Annotated in this window: 13 protein-coding genes; 4 read left to right on the forward strand and 9 right to left on the reverse strand. The window is 54.6% G+C overall.

Annotated features, from left to right (window positions below; all coding sequences use genetic code 11):
* Window positions 1-38: 38 nt before the first annotated feature.
* On the reverse strand, window positions 39-2273 hold the full coding sequence (locus tag ACY1JZ_RS02400; protein ID WP_462627900.1) for a heavy metal translocating P-type ATPase: 2235 nt from the start codon (window positions 2271-2273) through the stop codon (window positions 39-41).
* Between the two features lie 144 nt (window positions 2274-2417).
* Between ACY1JZ_RS02400 and ACY1JZ_RS02405 the strand changes: the two genes are divergently transcribed.
* Window positions 2418-2939, forward strand: coding sequence for a GNAT family N-acetyltransferase (locus tag ACY1JZ_RS02405; protein WP_462627901.1), 522 nt, complete (start codon window positions 2418-2420; stop codon window positions 2937-2939).
* Between the two features lie 42 nt (window positions 2940-2981).
* Here the strand turns inward: ACY1JZ_RS02405 and ACY1JZ_RS02410 are convergent, their stop codons facing one another.
* A complete protein-coding gene (locus tag ACY1JZ_RS02410; RefSeq protein WP_462627902.1) occupies window positions 2982-3461 on the reverse strand; it encodes a free L-methionine (R)-S-oxide reductase MsrC in 480 nt (159 codons plus the stop codon).
* A 188-nt stretch (window positions 3462-3649) separates the two neighbouring features.
* Here ACY1JZ_RS02410 and ACY1JZ_RS02415 point away from each other — a divergent pair, with 188 nt between their 5' ends.
* A complete protein-coding gene (locus ACY1JZ_RS02415; RefSeq protein ID WP_462627903.1) occupies window positions 3650-4639 on the forward strand; it encodes an HD domain-containing phosphohydrolase in 990 nt (329 codons plus the stop codon).
* Between the two features lie 69 nt (window positions 4640-4708).
* On the opposite strand, the gene ACY1JZ_RS02420 is transcribed toward ACY1JZ_RS02415, so the two are convergent.
* The 5 genes from ACY1JZ_RS02420 to ACY1JZ_RS02440 form a co-directional block, all read right to left on the reverse strand.
* Complete coding sequence (locus ACY1JZ_RS02420; protein WP_462627904.1) at window positions 4709-6730, reverse strand: methyl-accepting chemotaxis protein; 2022 nt, start codon at window positions 6728-6730, stop codon at window positions 4709-4711.
* A gap of 37 nt (window positions 6731-6767) precedes the next feature.
* Window positions 6768-8564 carry a beta-glucuronidase gene (gene uidA, locus ACY1JZ_RS02425; RefSeq protein WP_462627905.1) on the reverse strand — a complete coding sequence of 599 codons (1797 nt, stop codon included), beginning with the start codon at window positions 8562-8564 and terminating at the stop codon, window positions 6768-6770.
* 77 nt (window positions 8565-8641) lie between these two features.
* Window positions 8642-9988, reverse strand: a complete 1347-nt coding sequence (locus ACY1JZ_RS02430; RefSeq protein WP_462627906.1) for an ABC transporter substrate-binding protein — start codon at window positions 9986-9988, stop codon at window positions 8642-8644.
* Window positions 9989-10010: 22 nt separating this feature from the next.
* Window positions 10011-10841: a carbohydrate ABC transporter permease gene (locus tag ACY1JZ_RS02435; protein WP_462627907.1), complete on the reverse strand. Its 831-nt coding sequence runs from the start codon at window positions 10839-10841 to the stop codon at window positions 10011-10013.
* A gap of 15 nt (window positions 10842-10856) precedes the next feature.
* The gene (locus ACY1JZ_RS02440) at window positions 10857-11789 is read right to left on the reverse strand and encodes a carbohydrate ABC transporter permease (protein WP_462627908.1); all 933 of its coding nucleotides are present in this window, start codon (window positions 11787-11789) and stop codon (window positions 10857-10859) included.
* A gap of 186 nt (window positions 11790-11975) precedes the next feature.
* Between ACY1JZ_RS02440 and ACY1JZ_RS02445 the strand changes: the two genes are divergently transcribed.
* The gene (locus ACY1JZ_RS02445; protein ID WP_462627909.1) at window positions 11976-13763 is read left to right on the forward strand and encodes a sensor histidine kinase; all 1788 of its coding nucleotides are present in this window, start codon (window positions 11976-11978) and stop codon (window positions 13761-13763) included.
* Window positions 13756-15360, forward strand: coding sequence for a response regulator transcription factor (locus ACY1JZ_RS02450; protein ID WP_462627910.1), 1605 nt, complete (start codon window positions 13756-13758; stop codon window positions 15358-15360). The genes ACY1JZ_RS02445 and ACY1JZ_RS02450 overlap by 8 nt, the downstream gene beginning before the upstream one ends.
* Window positions 15361-15460: 100 nt before the next feature.
* Here ACY1JZ_RS02450 and ACY1JZ_RS02455 read toward each other — a convergent pair whose 3' ends face one another.
* A complete protein-coding gene (locus tag ACY1JZ_RS02455; RefSeq protein WP_270168309.1) occupies window positions 15461-16375 on the reverse strand; it encodes an L-lactate dehydrogenase in 915 nt (304 codons plus the stop codon).
* 13 nt (window positions 16376-16388) lie between these two features.
* Complete coding sequence (locus ACY1JZ_RS02460; protein ID WP_270168307.1) at window positions 16389-17171, reverse strand: formate/nitrite transporter family protein; 783 nt, start codon at window positions 17169-17171, stop codon at window positions 16389-16391.
* Window positions 17172-17357 lie beyond the last annotated feature (186 nt).

Consider the following 17357-nt stretch of genomic DNA (forward strand, 5'->3'; position numbering starts at 1 on the left):
AGTGGATGCGGAGGCTTCTGTATTATGGAATATATGCTCTATCGCAGCTTGACGCGCTGCAGCCGCAGCGCATTTAGCACGACGGACACCGAGCTGAGCGCCATCGCCGCGCCTGCAAGCCACGGAGCCAGCAGGCCGACAGCGGCAACTGGAATGCCAATGACATTGTAAGCCAGCGCCCAGAACAGATTCTGCTTAATATTGACCATCGTCCGTCTGCTCAAGGCAAGCGCATCAACGATACTGTTCAGATCACCTTGCATCAACGCAACATCTGCCGCCTCCATCGCGACATCGGTTCCGGTGCCGATGGCAATCCCGAGATCCGCTGTCGCAAGCGCCGGGGCGTCATTGATGCCATCGCCAACCATCGCCACCTTATACCCTGCTTCCTGCAGCCGCTTGACCTCCTCGGCCTTGCTTGCCGGCAGCACCTCTGCGATGACCTTCTCAATCCCTACCTGGGCGGCAATCGCCCTGGCTGTTCGTTCGTTGTCCCCTGTCAGCATATACACCTCCAGGCCAGCCTCATGCAGCTTGCGAATCGCTTCTGCTGAGGTCGGCTTGACCGTATCCGCCACAGCCAGCAGGCCGACATAGCTTCCATCCACTGCCACCAGCATCGCCGTCTTCCCCTCTGCCTCCAGCAGCTCCATCCTTGCCAGCGCGCCCTGGATGTCGATGCCTTCTTGCTCCATCAGACGCCGGGTACCGACAGCTACACGACTGCCCTCTACTACAGCCACGACTCCATAGCCTGGGAGCGCCTCGAATTCCGCAGCATCTGGCAGCTCCAGCCCTCGATTGCGAATGCCCGCTACGATCGCCTCAGCCAGCGGATGCTCCGAACCACGCTCGGCCGCGCCTACTAGCCGAAGCATGCGGCTTTCCTCCATCGCTGCTGCCCATACATCTGTCAGCTCCGGCTTGCCCTTCGTCACTGTACCGGTCTTGTCGAGCATAACCGCTGTAATTTTGTGCGCTGCCTCAAGGTGCTCGCCTCCCTTGAACAGAATACCCGCTTCAGCCGCACGCCCGGAGCCGGCCATGATAGACGTTGGCGTCGCCAGTCCAAGCGCACACGGACAAGCGATGACCAGCACAGCTATCGCCTTCTCCAGTGCCCCGGCGACATTGCCCTGCTCCACCCAGAAAAACCAGAGGGCAAAGACCACAACCGCGATCCCGACCACGATCGGGACAAAAATGCCCGAGATGACATCGGCAATCCGCTGAATCGGAGCCTTGGAGCCCTGCGCCTCCTCAACCACCCGGATGATCTGCGCAAGTGCCGTATCCTTGCCGACGCGCGTCGCCTCCATGACGAGCCGTCCATTCTTATTGAGCGTAGCGCCGATAACCTGCCCTCCCGGCTGCTTGGACACGGGCAGACTCTCTCCGGTCAGCATCGATTCATCCACCGTGGAGCTGCCCTCAATGACCTTGCCGTCAACCGGAATCTTCTCGCCTGGACGCACGATCAGCCTATCCCCAGTCATGACCTCCTCGATGGGAATGTGCTGCTCCTGTCCCTCTCGAATAACGAGCGCCGTCTTCGCCTGCAGCGACATCAACTGGCGAATTGCTTCGGAGGAACGACCCTTCGCCAGCACCTCGAACAGCTTGCCGAGCAGGATGAGCGTAATCAACACGGCGCTGGTCTCATAATACAGCTCCGCATGATGATGCGGATTGCCAATGCTGAGGATCGATTGGTATAAGCTGTAGAAGAAGGCCGCCGAAGTGCCGAGTGCGACCAGCACATCCATATTGGCACTCCCGTTACGCAGCGCCTTGTAGGCGCCGATATAGAAGGTACTGCCGATTACGAATTGAACCGGAGCAGCCAGCACCAACTGGAGCCATGGATTCATCAGAATATCCGGCATCCAGATCCAGGATGTAAATGAGAAATGGCTAACCATCGCCCACAGCAGCGGGAATGACAGTACAGCCGATACGAGCAATCGCCGCTTGTGGCGCGATAGCTCCTCACGCTTGCGTGCAGCCTCCTCCTCGCGCTTGTCGGACTTCACTGCTGCCTGATAGCCGAGCTGCTCCACCTTGCGGATCAGATCGTCTACGCTCAGCGCATCGCCGTCATAATCCACATGCGCGGTCTCCATGGTCAGATTGACCGCTGCCGACCGCACCCCCTCCAGCCGGTTCAAGCCCTTCTCAATTCGTGTTGCACAGGCAGCACAGGTCATTCCCGTAATCTGCAACTGCTCCTGCTGATCGCTTGTATGCGAACGATAAGCTTCTTTTTCCATCAATATCACCTCTGTTGCTCATATAATACCATACCCCCCTTATGTATGTAAAGGCATATCCTTTCTCGTTCCCCATTTCTTCGGTATACTGTTGTTATTCTGTAGCTGTTGCCCGATTATCATACTGAAAAGGAGCGAAAAGCGATGAACCAAGCTTCCGCAGAGCAGGAAGGGGTATTGCGCATTCGACTGGCCGAGCCCTCCGATCTGCCAGCCATTGTAGCCATCTACAACTCCACCATAGCCTCCAGGCAGGTGACCGCCGACCTGGAGCCAGTGACCGTGGAGAGCCGACAAGACTGGTTCGACGCACACAAGCCGAGCAAGCATCCGATCTGGGTCATCGAACGAGAGCACGACCTGGCAGGCTGGGCAAGCCTGAGCGCCTTCTATGGCCGCCCGGCCTACGCCTGTACAGCCGAATTCAGCGTCTATGTAGCCGCCTCGCATCGCGGCGCCGGTATTGGACGCCGGCTGCTGCGCTATGCGCTGGACCAATGCCCTTCCCTTGGCATTGATCATGTGCTCGGCTTTGTCTTCGCTCATAACGAGCCCAGTCTGGCGCTGCTGCGCAGGTTCGGCTTTACCCAGTGGGGGTACTACCCCGGCGTGGCCGAGCTTGACGGCATACGGCGTGACCTGGTTACGATGGGACTCCAACTATAGCTGCTCCCACACCGAATTAACGGCAAGGATGAGAATCGTTGCTTACAGATAGCGACCCAGCACCTCGTTGAACCGGATCAGATACCGAACATCTGTCTCATCGAATCTTCCCTTCACGGGGCTGTCAATATCAAGTACGCCGACGATCTCTCCTCTTGCGCGTAGCGGAATGACGACCTCTGCATTCGTCGCTCCATCACAGGCGATATGACCGGGAAACTCATGGACATCCGCCACCAGCACCGCCTCCTCCCGCTCCACCGCTGCTCCGCATACCCCCCGCCCCACCGGAATACGCGTGCAGGCCGGCAGCCCCTGGAAGGGACCCAGCACCAGCTCGCCGTTGTCCAGCAGATAGAAGCCTACCCAGTTCGTCTCTACCAAGCATTGCGCCAGCAGTGCCGCCGCATTCGCCAGATTCGCCACAGCCGGCAGCTCCGGCTCCATCAAGTATTCCAACTGCTTCAGCAGCAGCTCGTAATTTTCCTCTCTTGATCCGGCATACGCCTCCCTGTTAAACATGAAGCATCTCTCCATTCCATCATGACTATCATAACCATAACATAAGTGTGCCCGTGCTGTAATCGTCCCTCTCCTCTGACCGCCGCTGCATGAAACCACCGACTACTTGTTTCCATATCTTCTTGCTGATTGCGCTCCCTTATCCTATAATCAAGTTCAGACTACATAATCAAGCAGGAGTAGGGTTTATGAATGAAACATTGCGGAGCTTTCTTGCACTGACAGATGCAGTCATGATCACCGATGAGAGTCATCGCATCATGGATGTCAATCCGATCTACGAGCGGATCACAGGCTTCAGACGCGAGCAGATCATTGGCTCCCCAGCCAGTATTGTCAAGACACAGTATACATCAGCCGCCACCTATGACAGCATGCGCCAGGCACTGCATCAGAAGCAAGGCTGGTCAGGTGTATTTATTAACAAGAAGAGTAATGGCCAGCTATGGCATTCTTCCATCTCTATTACCCCCTACTATACGGAGGGGCAATGGTACTACATTGGCGTCTTCCGCGTGCTGGAGCATCTGCGGGAGGGAATATATGTCGGGGAGGAGAGACGCAGCAGCATTCAGGGTGTACTGCTCAAGGTGCTGGCGATCTCCTGCGAGATTCGCGACCCGGCCATTGAGGAGCATCTGACACGGGTACAGCAACTGACCACTCGGCTTGTCCACGCCCATAACGACCGCCTGAACCTGGAGCTCGACCATGATTATGTGCAGAGCATCATTCATGCCAGCATCATGCATGACATCGGCAAGTCCGGCGTCCCGGAAGGCATCTTATACAAGCCTGGCCCTCTGACCTCTTATGAGAGGCAGATTGTTGAGATGCACCCGCTAATCGGTGTCGATATTTTGGAGAAGATTCATAGCGAGCTGAATGACAGCTTCTTCAAGAATGAATTGGCTGTCACCCGCAACATTATTTTGCATCATCATGAAAAATGGAATGGCAGCGGCTACCCGCACGGCCTCAAAGGAACCAGCATTCCGCTCGAAGCCCGAATCGTAAGCGTGGTGGATGTATATGACGCTCTCACCTCCCGCAGAGCCTATAAGGAAATCTGGCCTAGAGAGAACGCACTCGCCTACTTGATCGAACAGAGAGGTAAAGCCTTCGACCCCGAGCTCATCGCATCCTTTCTATCCATTATGGAACCATCCTCTACATAGCAGAACCGGGAGGGGCAGTGTCGGCTTTCGCCGCTCTGTCCCTCCCGGTTCTTTATTAGGCATACAGGGTCAGATGCGAAAGCGGCCTGCCAGCCGTTCAAGCTCGCCTGACATCTCCTCCAGTCTGACCGCCGCCTCCTTCATCTGCTCCACCGTGCCAAGCTGCTGCTCGGCCGCCTCGGCGATCCCGCCGAAATGATCTGAATTATGCCGCGACAGCCCCTCCATCTCCGCAGCAGAGGCAACAACCTCCTCTGTGCTGGCGGAGATTTCCTCCGAGACCGCTGACACATCCTGAATCTCCGCGGCAACACGCTCCACGGCGTGCCGTATGCGGGCGAACGACTCCCCGGCAGCTTGAACGGCCGATAGCCCCTCCCCGATCCGGCCGCTTCCCGCCTGAACACTGCTCACTGCCCGCTGGATGTCGTCCACCATCGATCCAAGCATGCTGCCGATACGCTCCGCCGATTGATCGGCCTGCTCCGCCAGCTTGCGAACCTGCTCCGCCACCACCGTAAACCCCCGGCCGTGCTCGCCGGCCCGCGCCGCCTCGATCGACGCGTTCAGTGCAAGCAGATTGGTCTGCGACGATATGTCACGGATGACGGCAACCATCTCGCCTACCTCCTCCGAGCGAGCCGCCAGATGATTCATGTCATGTGTCGTCATCTGCGAGAAGCGTCCGATTTCCCCCATTTTATCCATCGCCTGCTGCACGAGTCCATTGCCTGCTTGAGAGACCTCTGCCGCCTCCTGAGAGGCTTCTGCGACGAAGGACAGAGTGTGGCTGACCCGTTCGACTCCGCCCGCTACCTCGCTGATGGCTCGTGATGTCTCGCTGCTATATTTCGCCTGAGCCTCGGCATTGACCGCAGCCTCCTGCAGCAGCCGAGTAATCTTACCGCTCGCCTCATGCGTCGTCTCGGCACTGGCAGACATGGAGGTTGCCGATTGCCGCAGTTGCCGGGAGCTGCCATGAATCGATTGGATCATGGAGCGCAGCACCTGAATCATCGAGCGGAAGGCCGAGCTGAGCCTGCTGATCTCGTCCTTACCCTTGACGTGGATGACAGGCGTCAGATCGCCCTGCTCGATCGTGTTCATACTGCGTGTCAGCCGCAGGATCGGAGAGACGATCATTTTGGATAGCAGATAGATAATAACCAGTGACACGACGAGGATCGCACCTGCAACAAGCAGCATCGTGCGGCGATTCTTCTCCAGCAGATCATAGACGCTGGTCGCGTCAAAGTCCGCGCCTAGCGCGCCTAACAACTGCCCGTTTGCATCGACAATCGGTACATATGCGCTCACTGTAGCTCCATAGGTATCGTCGCGGGTCAGCTCCCCTACCTTGGATTGCCGATCGGCAATGGCCTCCTCCAGCAGCGGGATCGCCTCTGTCTCCACCTTGCCCAGCTCCGAGACATCCTCGCCCTTGGCACCGACAGGCATCCCATCAACAATATAGTAGTATTCGCGCTGGCCGTTGTTGTCCCTGGCGGCCATCGTATACAGATATTTCAGATGATTCGCTTCCCGCAGCTCATTGAAACGTTGTCTGAGCTCCGTATAATATGGCGTTTCACCCGTCTTCGGAGTGATGTCGCGGTACTGCTCCAAGTCAATCTGATCCGCAGCATATTGCGCGATGCTGCGCGCCTGTTCTCCGATGGACTGGGTAATCAGCTTCATCGAGGAGGCATAGATGATGTAAGCCATCACAGAACTGGATAGTACAATTAATAAGGAAAACACGATCATGATACGCAAATGTAAGCTTTTCAATACCACTCGCCCTCGCTTCATATCATTAATAGATGATGCTGTCCGCCTGATGCCGTATGATTCGTTCGTTCTATTATAACGCGCCGCGGCAGCATTCGACATACAATTATGATGAAAGCTGGCAGTAATGGAGGCGAAATATAGTGAAATGTCCCTAGGGTCCCGGCTGATAGATGGGACATGCCGCAGCACACTCGAAGCATGGTATAGATCGCCAATCTGGAGAACGATATGATCCGGGTTATAATCGGGCAACAGATCCGAGCCTGGATGACCAAGACGAACGCGCAACAGCCCCATCGAGACGTTACGCTCGCGGGGCTGTTGCTCTAAGGGGCTATGATTTGTAGTTAAAGTCAGGAATGTCAGCCCACCGCTTCCGCAGCTCATGTGCAGCCGCCTTGGGCTTGCGATCGCGGGTGAAGATGCCCTTCTTATTACCTTGTACCCGGATGACACCCTGGCTCGTGTTGAAGTCCGCGAAGTTCCAGACATGCTCGCCGACAAAGTTGCGGCATCGGTCGAAGCTCCGATGGTTCGCTTCGAGGTAACGCACCTGATACTCCTCGGTGAACATGACCGGGTCCACATCATGGAAGCCAGCAATCGTATCCGCTCCGTATTCCGTCATCGCTATCGGCTTATCCGGGAACAGACGCTGCCATTCCTCCAGCTCTGCCGTCAGCTTGAGCGAGGCTACCTCCCACTCCCCGGCCTCCACGTACCAGCCGTAGTATCGGTTAAGACACAGCACATCGATAAGCGGGGCCACCTTGCAATGCGATGGGCCTTTGCCTACCATGGTGACGATCGTGACCGGGCGATGCTGCGGGTCCAGCGACTTGGTGAGCTCGACGAGCGGCTCGAAGTAACGGTCTGCCCCCTCCTCATCGGCCGCTGGCTCGTTAGCGATCGACCACATGACGACACAGGCATGATTTTTGTCGCGCGCGATCAGCTCACGGATGGCCGTCCGGTGGGCGTCCGCTGTCTGGATCTCCTCCCAGGTCTTCCGAGTAGCTCTGCCGTGAAGGGTCGCAATAAAATTCAGATGTAAGCCGACGGCAGCAACCTCATCGATGACGACGAAGCCCTCCCGATCCGCCAGTCGCATGATCTCCTCTGAATACGGGTAATGCGAGGTGCGGAAGGAGTTGGCGTTCATCCATTTCATCAGTTGAAAATCCATGACATTGGCAGGCTCATTCAGGCCCCGGCCGTGAATCGCTGTATCCTCATGCTTGCCGAAGCCCTTGAAATAAAACGGCTTGCCGTTAATAAGGAACTGACCGCCGCGAACCTCGACCGAACGGATGCCCAGCGGCAGCTCATAGACGTCCACTGGCGTCGCCCCGTCACTAAGCTCCACCCGGAAGGTGTACAAGTACGCTTGTAGAGGCTCCCAGCGCTGGGCATCAGGGATGGTCAGCATACCCTCGCTGCCGCTCGCTACGGCGACGGTGCGACCGCTCTCATCGATGACGGCAATCGTCACATCGCCTTCGCCGACACAGTCGACGCTATAGGCAACATGCGCCGCCTGACCATCCAATCTCGGAACGAGCGTAATGTCCTGCACATAGGTGCGTGGAGTCGTATAGATTTTAACCGGACGATGCAGACCGGCATAGTTGAAGAAGTCGAAGTTCGGCGGATTGCGCGTCAGCTTGCCCAGACCCTCTACTTCCCGTTCGACCAGCTTTCCGACAGGAAGCGTCGTTTCATCCAGGATGTTATTGACTGCGACTGTCACCCGGTTGCTGCCCGGACGCAGCAGCGCGTTGATCTCCGCCTCGAACGGCGTAAACCCGCCTGTATGCTCGACGGCCAGTTCGCCGTTAACATAGACCTTGGCCTGGTGTGTGGCCGAGCCGAAGCGCAACATGACTCGCTCAGACAGCAGCAGTGCAGGCATCGTGAATTCCTTCTCGTACCATACCCAGCCCACATGGTTGCGGATGTCCGATGTGACGCCAGCGTCGTTGAAGGAAGACGGCACAGCCATCGGCAGGGTGTCGGTCAATTTCTCGCGATACCATTCATTAGACAGACCTACGCCGGAGTCGAGCTTGAAGCTCCACACCCCGTTCAGATCAATGACCGTGCGGGATTCTGTTAGGATCGGATACAACATGATTAGTTCACCTCTTCAGATATAATGGAACATCTGCCGCGCCGGGCGGCAGATGTGAGAAGACGAGGAGATGTAGATTAGGATTTGGAATCAATTACTTTTTGGATGCGGGTCTGCGCGTTCTGCACGGTCGTATCCAGAGCTTGACCGGAGAGCATCATCCGATCGAACTCTTCCATGAAGATCTTTTCCAGCTCTGCATGGTAAGGCACTGCAACCTTGGCACTGTTGGCCTTCGTATGGTTCAGAACATATAGCAGCGATTCCTTGTCGATCATTTCCGGTGTTTTGGTGCCGGCGACCATCGCATCAACGACTTGGTTCAGATCGGCGTTCTTCCAGGATGGGAACGCTTTGCCCTGCAAGACGATCCCTTCGGTCGAGAACCAACGGATGAACGTATACGCTTCGTCTTTATGCTTCGACTTGCTATACACGGACAGTACATCGCTGCCGACGTTCGATGCGATCTCATCCCCTGCGTTAAGCTTCGGCAGCGGAGCAAACACGGTGCGGAATGTAGCAGGCACGGTATCGGTGCCGCCCAGCTCCGGTACGAGGAACGATCCCATCGCCAGCATGCTTGTATCCTGGTTGAAGTACTGTGGACGGTAATTGAGCTTCTGACTAACTACTTCAGCGTATGGCGTTGCCGACCCTTCGGCTTCGCCGCGCAGACGCAGCTCAAGCGTCTTGCGGACATAGGGATTGTCGATATTCGCGGTTGTACCGTCGTCGGTCGTCAGGTTCGCGTTCTCTACACGGCCAAAGTTCTGGATGAAGTATGCGAAGGCAGGCCAGCTATGAAAATATGTGCCATAGCGGGTTTTGCCGCCTTCCGTTTTGGTGAGCGCCTTGGCATAATCCATGAATTCATCCCACGTCCAATCCTTCGGCAGCTCCAGACCGCTCTCTTTCAGATGCTCCTCATTGAAGATGACAAATGATTGAGAGGATTTGCCCGGCAGTCCGTAGGCCTTGCCGTCAATGCGAGTATCTGCAGTGTACTCCTCAGTGAGGTTGATATTATCCTTCGCCAGATAGTCATCGAGCGGCTCAACCATGCCCAGATCGACGCGCTGCGACAGGAACGTCATATTACTGAACATGATGACATCGAGCTCATCCCCGCTGGCTGCTGCCAGATCAAGCTTCTTATAGTACTCGTTCGAATTGTTATCCTCTGCGGAGTTGAACTCCACTTTAATATTCGGGTACTTCTTCTCAAATGCCTCGATGACGACATCCCAGTTGTCCGTCTTCTTCGCGTACCAGTTGTGCAGCTTAATCGTAACCTGTTCGTTGGATGAGCCTTGCTCGCTTGTACCCGGCTTACTTTCTGTGTTGCCCGAAGCACAGCCACCCACCAGCATAGCTGCTGCAATGACTGATGCGACCCAACCTTTGCGATTCATTTTGAACATGCAACTTCCCCCTTTAAGTGAGTTATCCTTTGACACTTCCTGAGGCCACGCCTTCGATAACTTGCTTCTGGCCTATGATGAAGATGATCAACAATGGCAAGATGGCAGATACGGCGCCAGCCATCATGAGCGAGTAAAATTCCCCGCTGAAATCTGCAAACCTGCGAATGCCTAGCTGCAAGGTGAACAACGATTCAGAACGAAGGAAAATAAGCGGATTCTGGTAATCGTTCCAGGTCCATATAAAACGTAGGATCATATAGGTCGCCAGCGCCGGCTGCACCAGTGGCAAGGCGATTCGTGCAAAGATCATCCCGTGCCCTGCACCGTCGATCCGCGCCGACTCGATGATCTCCTGATGCACACCCATGAAGAACTGGCGAAGCAAAAAGGTACCAAGAACACTCGATGCTGCAAGCAGCACAAGTCCAAGATGGCTATCGAATAATCCCATCCAGCGATACATGATAAACTGCGGCACGAGAATCGCTTGCGTCGGAATCATAAAGGTGGAGAGCACCAGTAGAAATAGTGCATCCCGACCCTTGAACTCGATCTTGGAGAATCCGTAAGCCGCCATCGCTGATACGATGAGAGAGAGCGCCGTGGACATCAGCGTCACCTTGATGCTGTTCCAATAGTAGAGCGCAAATGGAACCGCCCCCGCCCATACCTGCGTATAGTTCTCCACCGCATTCCAGCGCTTGGGTATCCACTGAATCGGATAGGACATGACATCCAGCTCGGGCTTGAATGATGCAGATATCATCCATAGGAAGGGCAAGATAAACACTATGCCCGCCGCTCCCATCAATAATGTGACCAAAACACGGCCAGGCCTGATTGCATACATGTATGTCTTCCCCCCTTAATAATTGACCCACTTCTTCTGCCCGACCCACTGAATCAGCGTCAACAGCAAGATGAGAAGCAGCAGGACGATGCCCATAGCCGAAGCGTAGCCAGATTCCAGATTAATAAATGCAACCTCGTACAGATAGAAGACGATAACGGAGGTCGAGCCAGCCGGTCCGCCACCGGTCAGCACCATGATCAGATCGAACACCTTGAACGAGCCAACGACACCAGTAATGAGCAAGAAAAAGGTTGTGGGCGTCAGCATTGGAATTGTAATGCTAAAAAATTGTCGAATCAGCGACGCCCCATCGACATCGGCCGCTTCATACAGATCTTTGGGAATTCCCTGCAAGCCAGCCATATAGATAACTAGACTAAACCCGAGCGACGTCCACACCATAATAATCATGACCGACAGAAGCGCATAATTGGGGTCTGCCAGCCACATTGGCGGATTGTCGATACCGATCGCGCGCAGGAAGTTATTGATCGGACCGTTCGTCGGATGGTAGAGCACCCGCCATAGCAAGGCAATCGCGACGAAGCTGGAGATGAACGGCATGAAATAAATGACCTTGAACAATGTTTTGAAATAGGTCGCCTTGTCAATCAGCACCGCCAGCACGAGTGCGAGAAACATCGTCACCGGCACGGTGACAATCATGATGATGTTGTTCATCAGCGAACGATGGAAGGATTCGTCCTGAAACAGCTTCGCATAGTTGTCGAAGCCGATGAACCGTAGTCTCTCAAGCCCCGCGATGAAATTCCAGTCGGAAAAGCTGATGACCCCGGACAACACAATCGGAATAATGACGAGCATCGTTGTCAGGATCAACATCGGCCCGATAAATAGATAGCCGGCTATGGTGTCATATAGAGCTTGCTTGCGCCGTTTTTTTGCAAGCGGCTGTTGCGCTGCCTGCGGGGAAGCGTGCGCCATGTCCCTCACCTCTTTATTTATTGTTATCTTCATTATAGAAAGTAATTTTCCGATATACATGAAACGATTTTTTCTATCTTCAAAAGAAAACATGACAATATTTTTTCTCAAATGAAAAAAATATTGGATGAGTCTTGCTTCAAAATGACTTACGATAATAAAAAACAAACGAGGGAGGAGTAAGGCATGCGTATCGAACTGCCATTCAAGCGGCTAACCTTCCGCCAAAAACTAATCATCACCTCGATCGCTTGCCTGGTGCTGCCGACAATCGGCATGATCTTGAGCACCAACCATTATTCGAAGCTGATTATTCGTGAACATACACTGGACAAAGCCAAGCAATCTCTACTTATGGTGCAATCGCAGATTGACGCGATATTGACGGAGATGGTGTCCGTAGCCAACTTCGTCCATTTTGACCCCGAGATCAAAAACCTGCTGGAGGAGGCCAAGACAAATCCGGTGGCAAGCCGCCAGTTGACAACCCGACTGGAGCAGGTGGCCGGGGAGACGCGCGATCTGCGGATTACGCTGCTTGATAATGATGGCAGAGCATACTCGGATTATTCGTTCTACGACTTCGACCCGGTCGAGTTCAAGTCGCGCGACTGGTTCGCGCGTCTTGACCAATTGTCAGGCTACGATACGTTATTTGCGGGTGGCGAGGCCAACTATCTCGCCTCAGAGCGGGCTGATCTGCCGTATGTGTTTATCGCCGCCCGGGCATTGCGGGAGAGCAACAGCAAGCCACCCTTCGCATACTTGATCGTAAGCAGAACCGAAGCGGCGATTCGGGATCGTTTTCAGGAGCTGGAGGAGGACGTATTCGTGCTTGGAGCGGATCACACGATCCTCTCTAACCGTGATCCACAGCAGATCGGTTCGTCAATTGAATCCATTCTGCCCATCGCAGATTTGCATTCCACAGCTATTCTTCGTGTTGGCGACGCGAACCAGTTATTTATCTCCTTGCCGCTAGCGTTCGGCGATTGGTCTTTGGTAAGTCTGGCGCCCTATGAGCAATTGACCGGGCGACTTAATGGCTTATCCCGGTCAGGACTGCTCATTCAGAGTGTGTTTGCAATCGTCTTCCTGATGGCGCTGACTTATCTGCTTCGCCGCTTCACCCGGCCGATCCAGACACTGGGCAAGGCTGCCCGTCAGATCGAAGCTGGCAATCTGACCATTCGCTCCAACATCAGGGGCAATGACGAAGTCGGAAGTCTCGGGCGTTCCTTCGACCATATGCTGGACCGTATCGAACAGACCATGCAGGAGTTCAGAACCGAGCAAGAGCTGAAACGAAGAGCGGAGATTGCCATGCTGCAGGCGCAGCTTCATCCCCATTTCCTCTTCAATGTGCTCACTTCAATCCGAATGCGCCTGCTGCTCCAGAAGGATGAGGATAATGCGAAGCTGCTCGCCGCGCTAGCCGCTCTCTTGCGCTCCAGCTTCACCCGTCACGGCGAGTTCGTCACGCTTGGTCAGGAGATCGAATCGGCCAAGCAATATATAGAATTGATGCGATTTGCCATGCGGCACCCCACTACTTACGAGATGGATGTTGATCCGAAGCTGCTGGATGCGACCGTCCCCAGGCTGATTCTGCAACCCATCATCGAGAATGCGTACAAGCACGGGTTCGCCCGAAAGGGAGGCTGCGTCGTCATCCAGATCAAGACGAGGGATAACAAGCTGATCCTGACTGTAAAAAACAACGGCGCTCCCCTATCCAGTCAGACGATTGCCGAGCTGGAGCAGCGGCTGGCTTGTCAGCCTCACGAATACGGTGCAGACAAGACCGACAACATGGGGAGCGGCATCGGCTTATACAATGTATCCACGCGGCTGAAGCTGATCTATGGAGACGATTTTCAGATGTCCATTCAATATATAGAACCGGAATGGAGCGCCATCACACTGGTGTTCCCGATGCATCCGGGTGGTGAAGGAGGAGGCTTACATGTATAAAGTCGTCATGGCGGATGACCAATTGCCCGTCCTGGAATATCTGGAGTGCAGCATTCCCTGGACGCAATTGAATCTTGAGTTGATCGCCGCTTGCGCAGATGGCGAAGAAGCGTGGGAGGTCTGTCAGGCGCAGCAACCCGACATCCTGTTGACAGATATAGGCATGCCCGCAATGGACGGCCTTACCCTGATCCAGAAAGCCAAGGAAGCCAACCCGGAGCTGCAAGCGATCATCCTCTCCTGCCACGAGGAGTTTCATTATGCGCAACAAGCGGTCAAATTAAATGTCTCGGACTACATTCTCAAGGAGAGTCTGGAGCTGGAGCAGGTGACAGCGGTGTTGACAGAAGCGGTTCTACGGCTGGACAATGCCCGCCAAAGCCGACAGTCGATCCACAACCTGCAGCGAATGGTGGAGAGCAACCATGCGGCCATACGAAGCCGATGGATGCAGATGTTTCTGGAGCAGCCGCTATGGGATGGAGCAGAATGGATCGAGCAGGCCAACAGCATGGGCATCAAGCTGCACAGGGACACCCCCTACATGCCGGTCATTGCGTTTCCAGATCGCGCCCGTGAGCTGGAGCAACGGTTTGGCAGCTCGTCCAACATGCAGTTTGTCATGGATAACGCCCTGCAGGAGGCGCTCAAGGTAGAAGACGTCCTCTTGTTTTCCTTGTCGGAGCGGCGGTATGTCCTGCTGGTTCCTTTTCCTTATACACTCGTCCGCAATCGTCATGAAGAGCTCCGAACGGCGCTCCAGAAGGCGCAGCTTGACCTATACCGACATCTGAAGGTGAGTCTGACTTTCTTCTATGGAGAGGCTGAGCAGGAGTTGAAGCCGCTCAAAAAACAAATTCAGGCCTTGTTGTCCAATCAAAGCTTGCGTTTCTATGGAGGAGAAGCATCGATCCAGAAGGCAGTAAGCCTGCCGACAACTACAGAGGATCTCTTCCTCCACTACGCTCGCACCGTCCAGGAGCTGCGGGAGAGCATCCAGCGGGAAGATTGCGACCGCGTCGCATCGTTTCTGTCGATCTTGAGCCAGGAGCTGCAGACACACAGGTATCCGGTCGAGAGTCTGAAGAGCTGGATGCTCAAGATGGTCATGGAGCTGGAACTGAAATTTACGGTCATGCAGCAATTCGTAACCAACTTCGACAGCGAGCTCAATCAGCAGACGCTTCGAAGTGTGGAGACGCTAGAGGAGCTAATGGCATGGCTGGAGAAGTTTCTGCTTGAGAAGATCAAGAATGTCCATACCATGTGGAGACCCTCGATAAGGAAAGAGGTAGCCGAGGCGCAGCGCTATGTGCTGACACATCTCGGCGAGAAGATCAGTATGGATGCTATCGCCAAAAAGGTGGGGCTCAATCCCACCCACTTCAGCCGGGTATTCAAGCTCGATACGGGCTCAACCTTTATCGAATATGTCACCCGCTGCAAGATGGAGCGAGCCTGCGAATTACTGAATCAATCCAACCTATCAGTGATAGAGATTGCCGATCAGTTGGGCTACGACAACCCCAGTTACTTCATTAAACTGTTCCGCAACCTGATGGGCACATCGCCAGCGGAATACCGCAAATCCATCTAGCCTCCAACGGCTTATTGGGTGAATATGCTCATATACGAAAAAACGACTTGCCCAGCCTAGCATGGACAAGTCGTCTTCTTATATAGTTAACCTTGGCCGCCTACAGCCCCAGTGAGCTGTTCAGCTCCTTCAGCTTGTTAGCCGATTTGTGCAGCAGCTCTCTCTCCTCCTCGGAGATCGGCAGATCCAGCACCTCGCGCACGCCTTGACGGTCAACGATGCATGGCACGCCCAGGTACACGTCCGAGATGCCGTGATAATCGGTCAGCAGCGTCGATACATTCAGCACAGCGCCCTCATCGCGCAGAATCGCCGTACAGATCCGATCAAGCGCCAGCGCGATGGCGTAATAGGTGGCGCCCTTCGCTTGAATGATCTGGTAGGCCGCGTCACGAGTGTTGGTGTAGATTTCTTCCTTCTCCGTCGCATTCAGCTTCAGCTCCGTGCCAGCGACATTCGCCAGACTCCACAGCGGCAGCTCCGAATCCCCGTGCTCGCCGACGATGTGCGCATGCACACTGCGCGGGTCGATTCTCAGCTTCTCGCCAATCAGATAGCGGAATCGGCCGCTGTCCAGCAGCGTGCCCGAGCCGATAACCCGATTCACTGGCCAGCCGATGCGCTTGAACGTCAGATAGCTCATAATATCCACCGGATTGGAGGCGAGGAGCAGGATCGCATTGGTCGCATGCACCTGCACCTGAGAGATGATGCTCTCCAGAATCGACGCATTGCGCTTGAGCAGCTCGATCCGCGTTTCTCCCTTGCGCTGAGCCGCTCCCGCCGTAATGACGATAATGTCCGCATCACGGCAATCCGAATAGGTGCCCGCCCATACTTTGCCGCCGCCGATAAACGGCAGGCCGTGGTTCATGTCGAGCGCATCGCCCGCAGCCTTGTCCGAATCGGCGTCGATCAGAACCAGCTCATCTGCACGGTTGCGCAGCAGCAATGTGAAGGCCGTTGTCGAGCCGACAGCTCCGGCTCCTATAATAACAATTCTCGATTTTTTCATCGTGGAAATCCTCCTATTGCTCCTCATAGAATGGTTTATTAACATAATGATACATAACCGACATCAGCACACTGCCGCCAATAATATTGCCTATCGTTACAGGAACCAGATTATGTATGACTCCGCCCCATGTAATCGTACCCGGATGGTTCAGCACTAGCGCTATGGCAAAGGTACACATATTGGCGATGCTGTGTTCATAGCCGGAGATGAAGAAGCAGAACACAAACAGCATCATCGCGAACATCTTCGCCCCGTCCTCCTTGAAGGACATCGGTATGAAGAAGGCGAGACAGACGAGCCAATTACAGAGGATCGCGCGGAAGAACAGCTCCATCGTAGGCGCATGCAGCTTCTTCTCCACCACGCTGAGCAAAAATCCGTTAACCGAGCTTTCATTGAACAGCCCCGTCGTCAGAATCAGCAGGGCAAACACGGCTGCGCCCAATATATTCCCCGTATAGCTGGTAGCCCACAGCTTGAGCACATCCGGCCAACGCATCTTCTTGCGCAGCGCGGCAAAGCTGTAGTAGAACGTATTGCCTGTAAATAAATCCCCGCCCCCATACGATATGAGGATAATCGCTGCCCCGAAGGTCAGCGCCGCCATCGGATAGGTGAAGGGGGAGTGCTCCATATAGAAATAGTTCCCCGTCTTGAACGCAACAATCACGCCAAAACCGATAAACATGCTCGCCAGCATCGACCGCGACAGATAGCGGAGCCGGCTCTGCTTAAAAATCTTCAGCTTCTTCAGCGCTAGCTTCTCGACTTGGCGCAATGGTTCTGTCTCCATACAATCAACCCCTTATGCAATTCGAGCATGCGGCTCCTTGCTGATGATGGCGCCAACCTATATTTCATGCTGCCTGGTCAACCCAGACCACATAGCGCTATCTTCTGTTGAACTTATATTACCATAGTTTTTGCAACATTTGATGTGATTATTTTCACAGTGCTTCCACAGCGCATGTGATATAAA

It is taken from the genome of Paenibacillus sp. J5, from assembly GCF_054955055.1.

Bases quoted from the DNA above. Each gene is read 5' to 3' on its own strand.
- ACY1JZ_RS02400 (WP_462627900.1), bottom strand. From the start codon at position 2,273: ATGGAAAAAGAAGCTTATCGTTCGCATACAAGCGATCAGCAGGAGCAG.
- ACY1JZ_RS02405 (WP_462627901.1), top strand. From the start codon at position 2,418: ATGAACCAAGCTTCCGCAGAGCAGGAAGGGGTATTGCGCATTCGACTG.
- ACY1JZ_RS02410 (WP_462627902.1), bottom strand. From the start codon at position 3,461: ATGTTTAACAGGGAGGCGTATGCCGGATCAAGAGAGGAAAATTACGAG.
- ACY1JZ_RS02415 (WP_462627903.1), top strand. From the start codon at position 3,650: ATGAATGAAACATTGCGGAGCTTTCTTGCACTGACAGATGCAGTCATG.
- ACY1JZ_RS02420 (WP_462627904.1), bottom strand. From the start codon at position 6,730: ATGGGGCTGTTGCGCGTTCGTCTTGGTCATCCAGGCTCGGATCTGTTG.
- uidA (WP_462627905.1), bottom strand. From the start codon at position 8,564: ATGTTGTATCCGATCCTAACAGAATCCCGCACGGTCATTGATCTGAAC.
- ACY1JZ_RS02430 (WP_462627906.1), bottom strand. From the start codon at position 9,988: ATGTTCAAAATGAATCGCAAAGGTTGGGTCGCATCAGTCATTGCAGCA.
- ACY1JZ_RS02435 (WP_462627907.1), bottom strand. From the start codon at position 10,841: ATGTATGCAATCAGGCCTGGCCGTGTTTTGGTCACATTATTGATGGGA.
- ACY1JZ_RS02440 (WP_462627908.1), bottom strand. From the start codon at position 11,789: ATGGCGCACGCTTCCCCGCAGGCAGCGCAACAGCCGCTTGCAAAAAAA.
- ACY1JZ_RS02445 (WP_462627909.1), top strand. From the start codon at position 11,976: ATGCGTATCGAACTGCCATTCAAGCGGCTAACCTTCCGCCAAAAACTA.
- ACY1JZ_RS02450 (WP_462627910.1), top strand. From the start codon at position 13,756: ATGTATAAAGTCGTCATGGCGGATGACCAATTGCCCGTCCTGGAATAT.
- ACY1JZ_RS02455 (WP_270168309.1), bottom strand. From the start codon at position 16,375: ATGAAAAAATCGAGAATTGTTATTATAGGAGCCGGAGCTGTCGGCTCG.
- ACY1JZ_RS02460 (WP_270168307.1), bottom strand. From the start codon at position 17,171: ATGGAGACAGAACCATTGCGCCAAGTCGAGAAGCTAGCGCTGAAGAAG.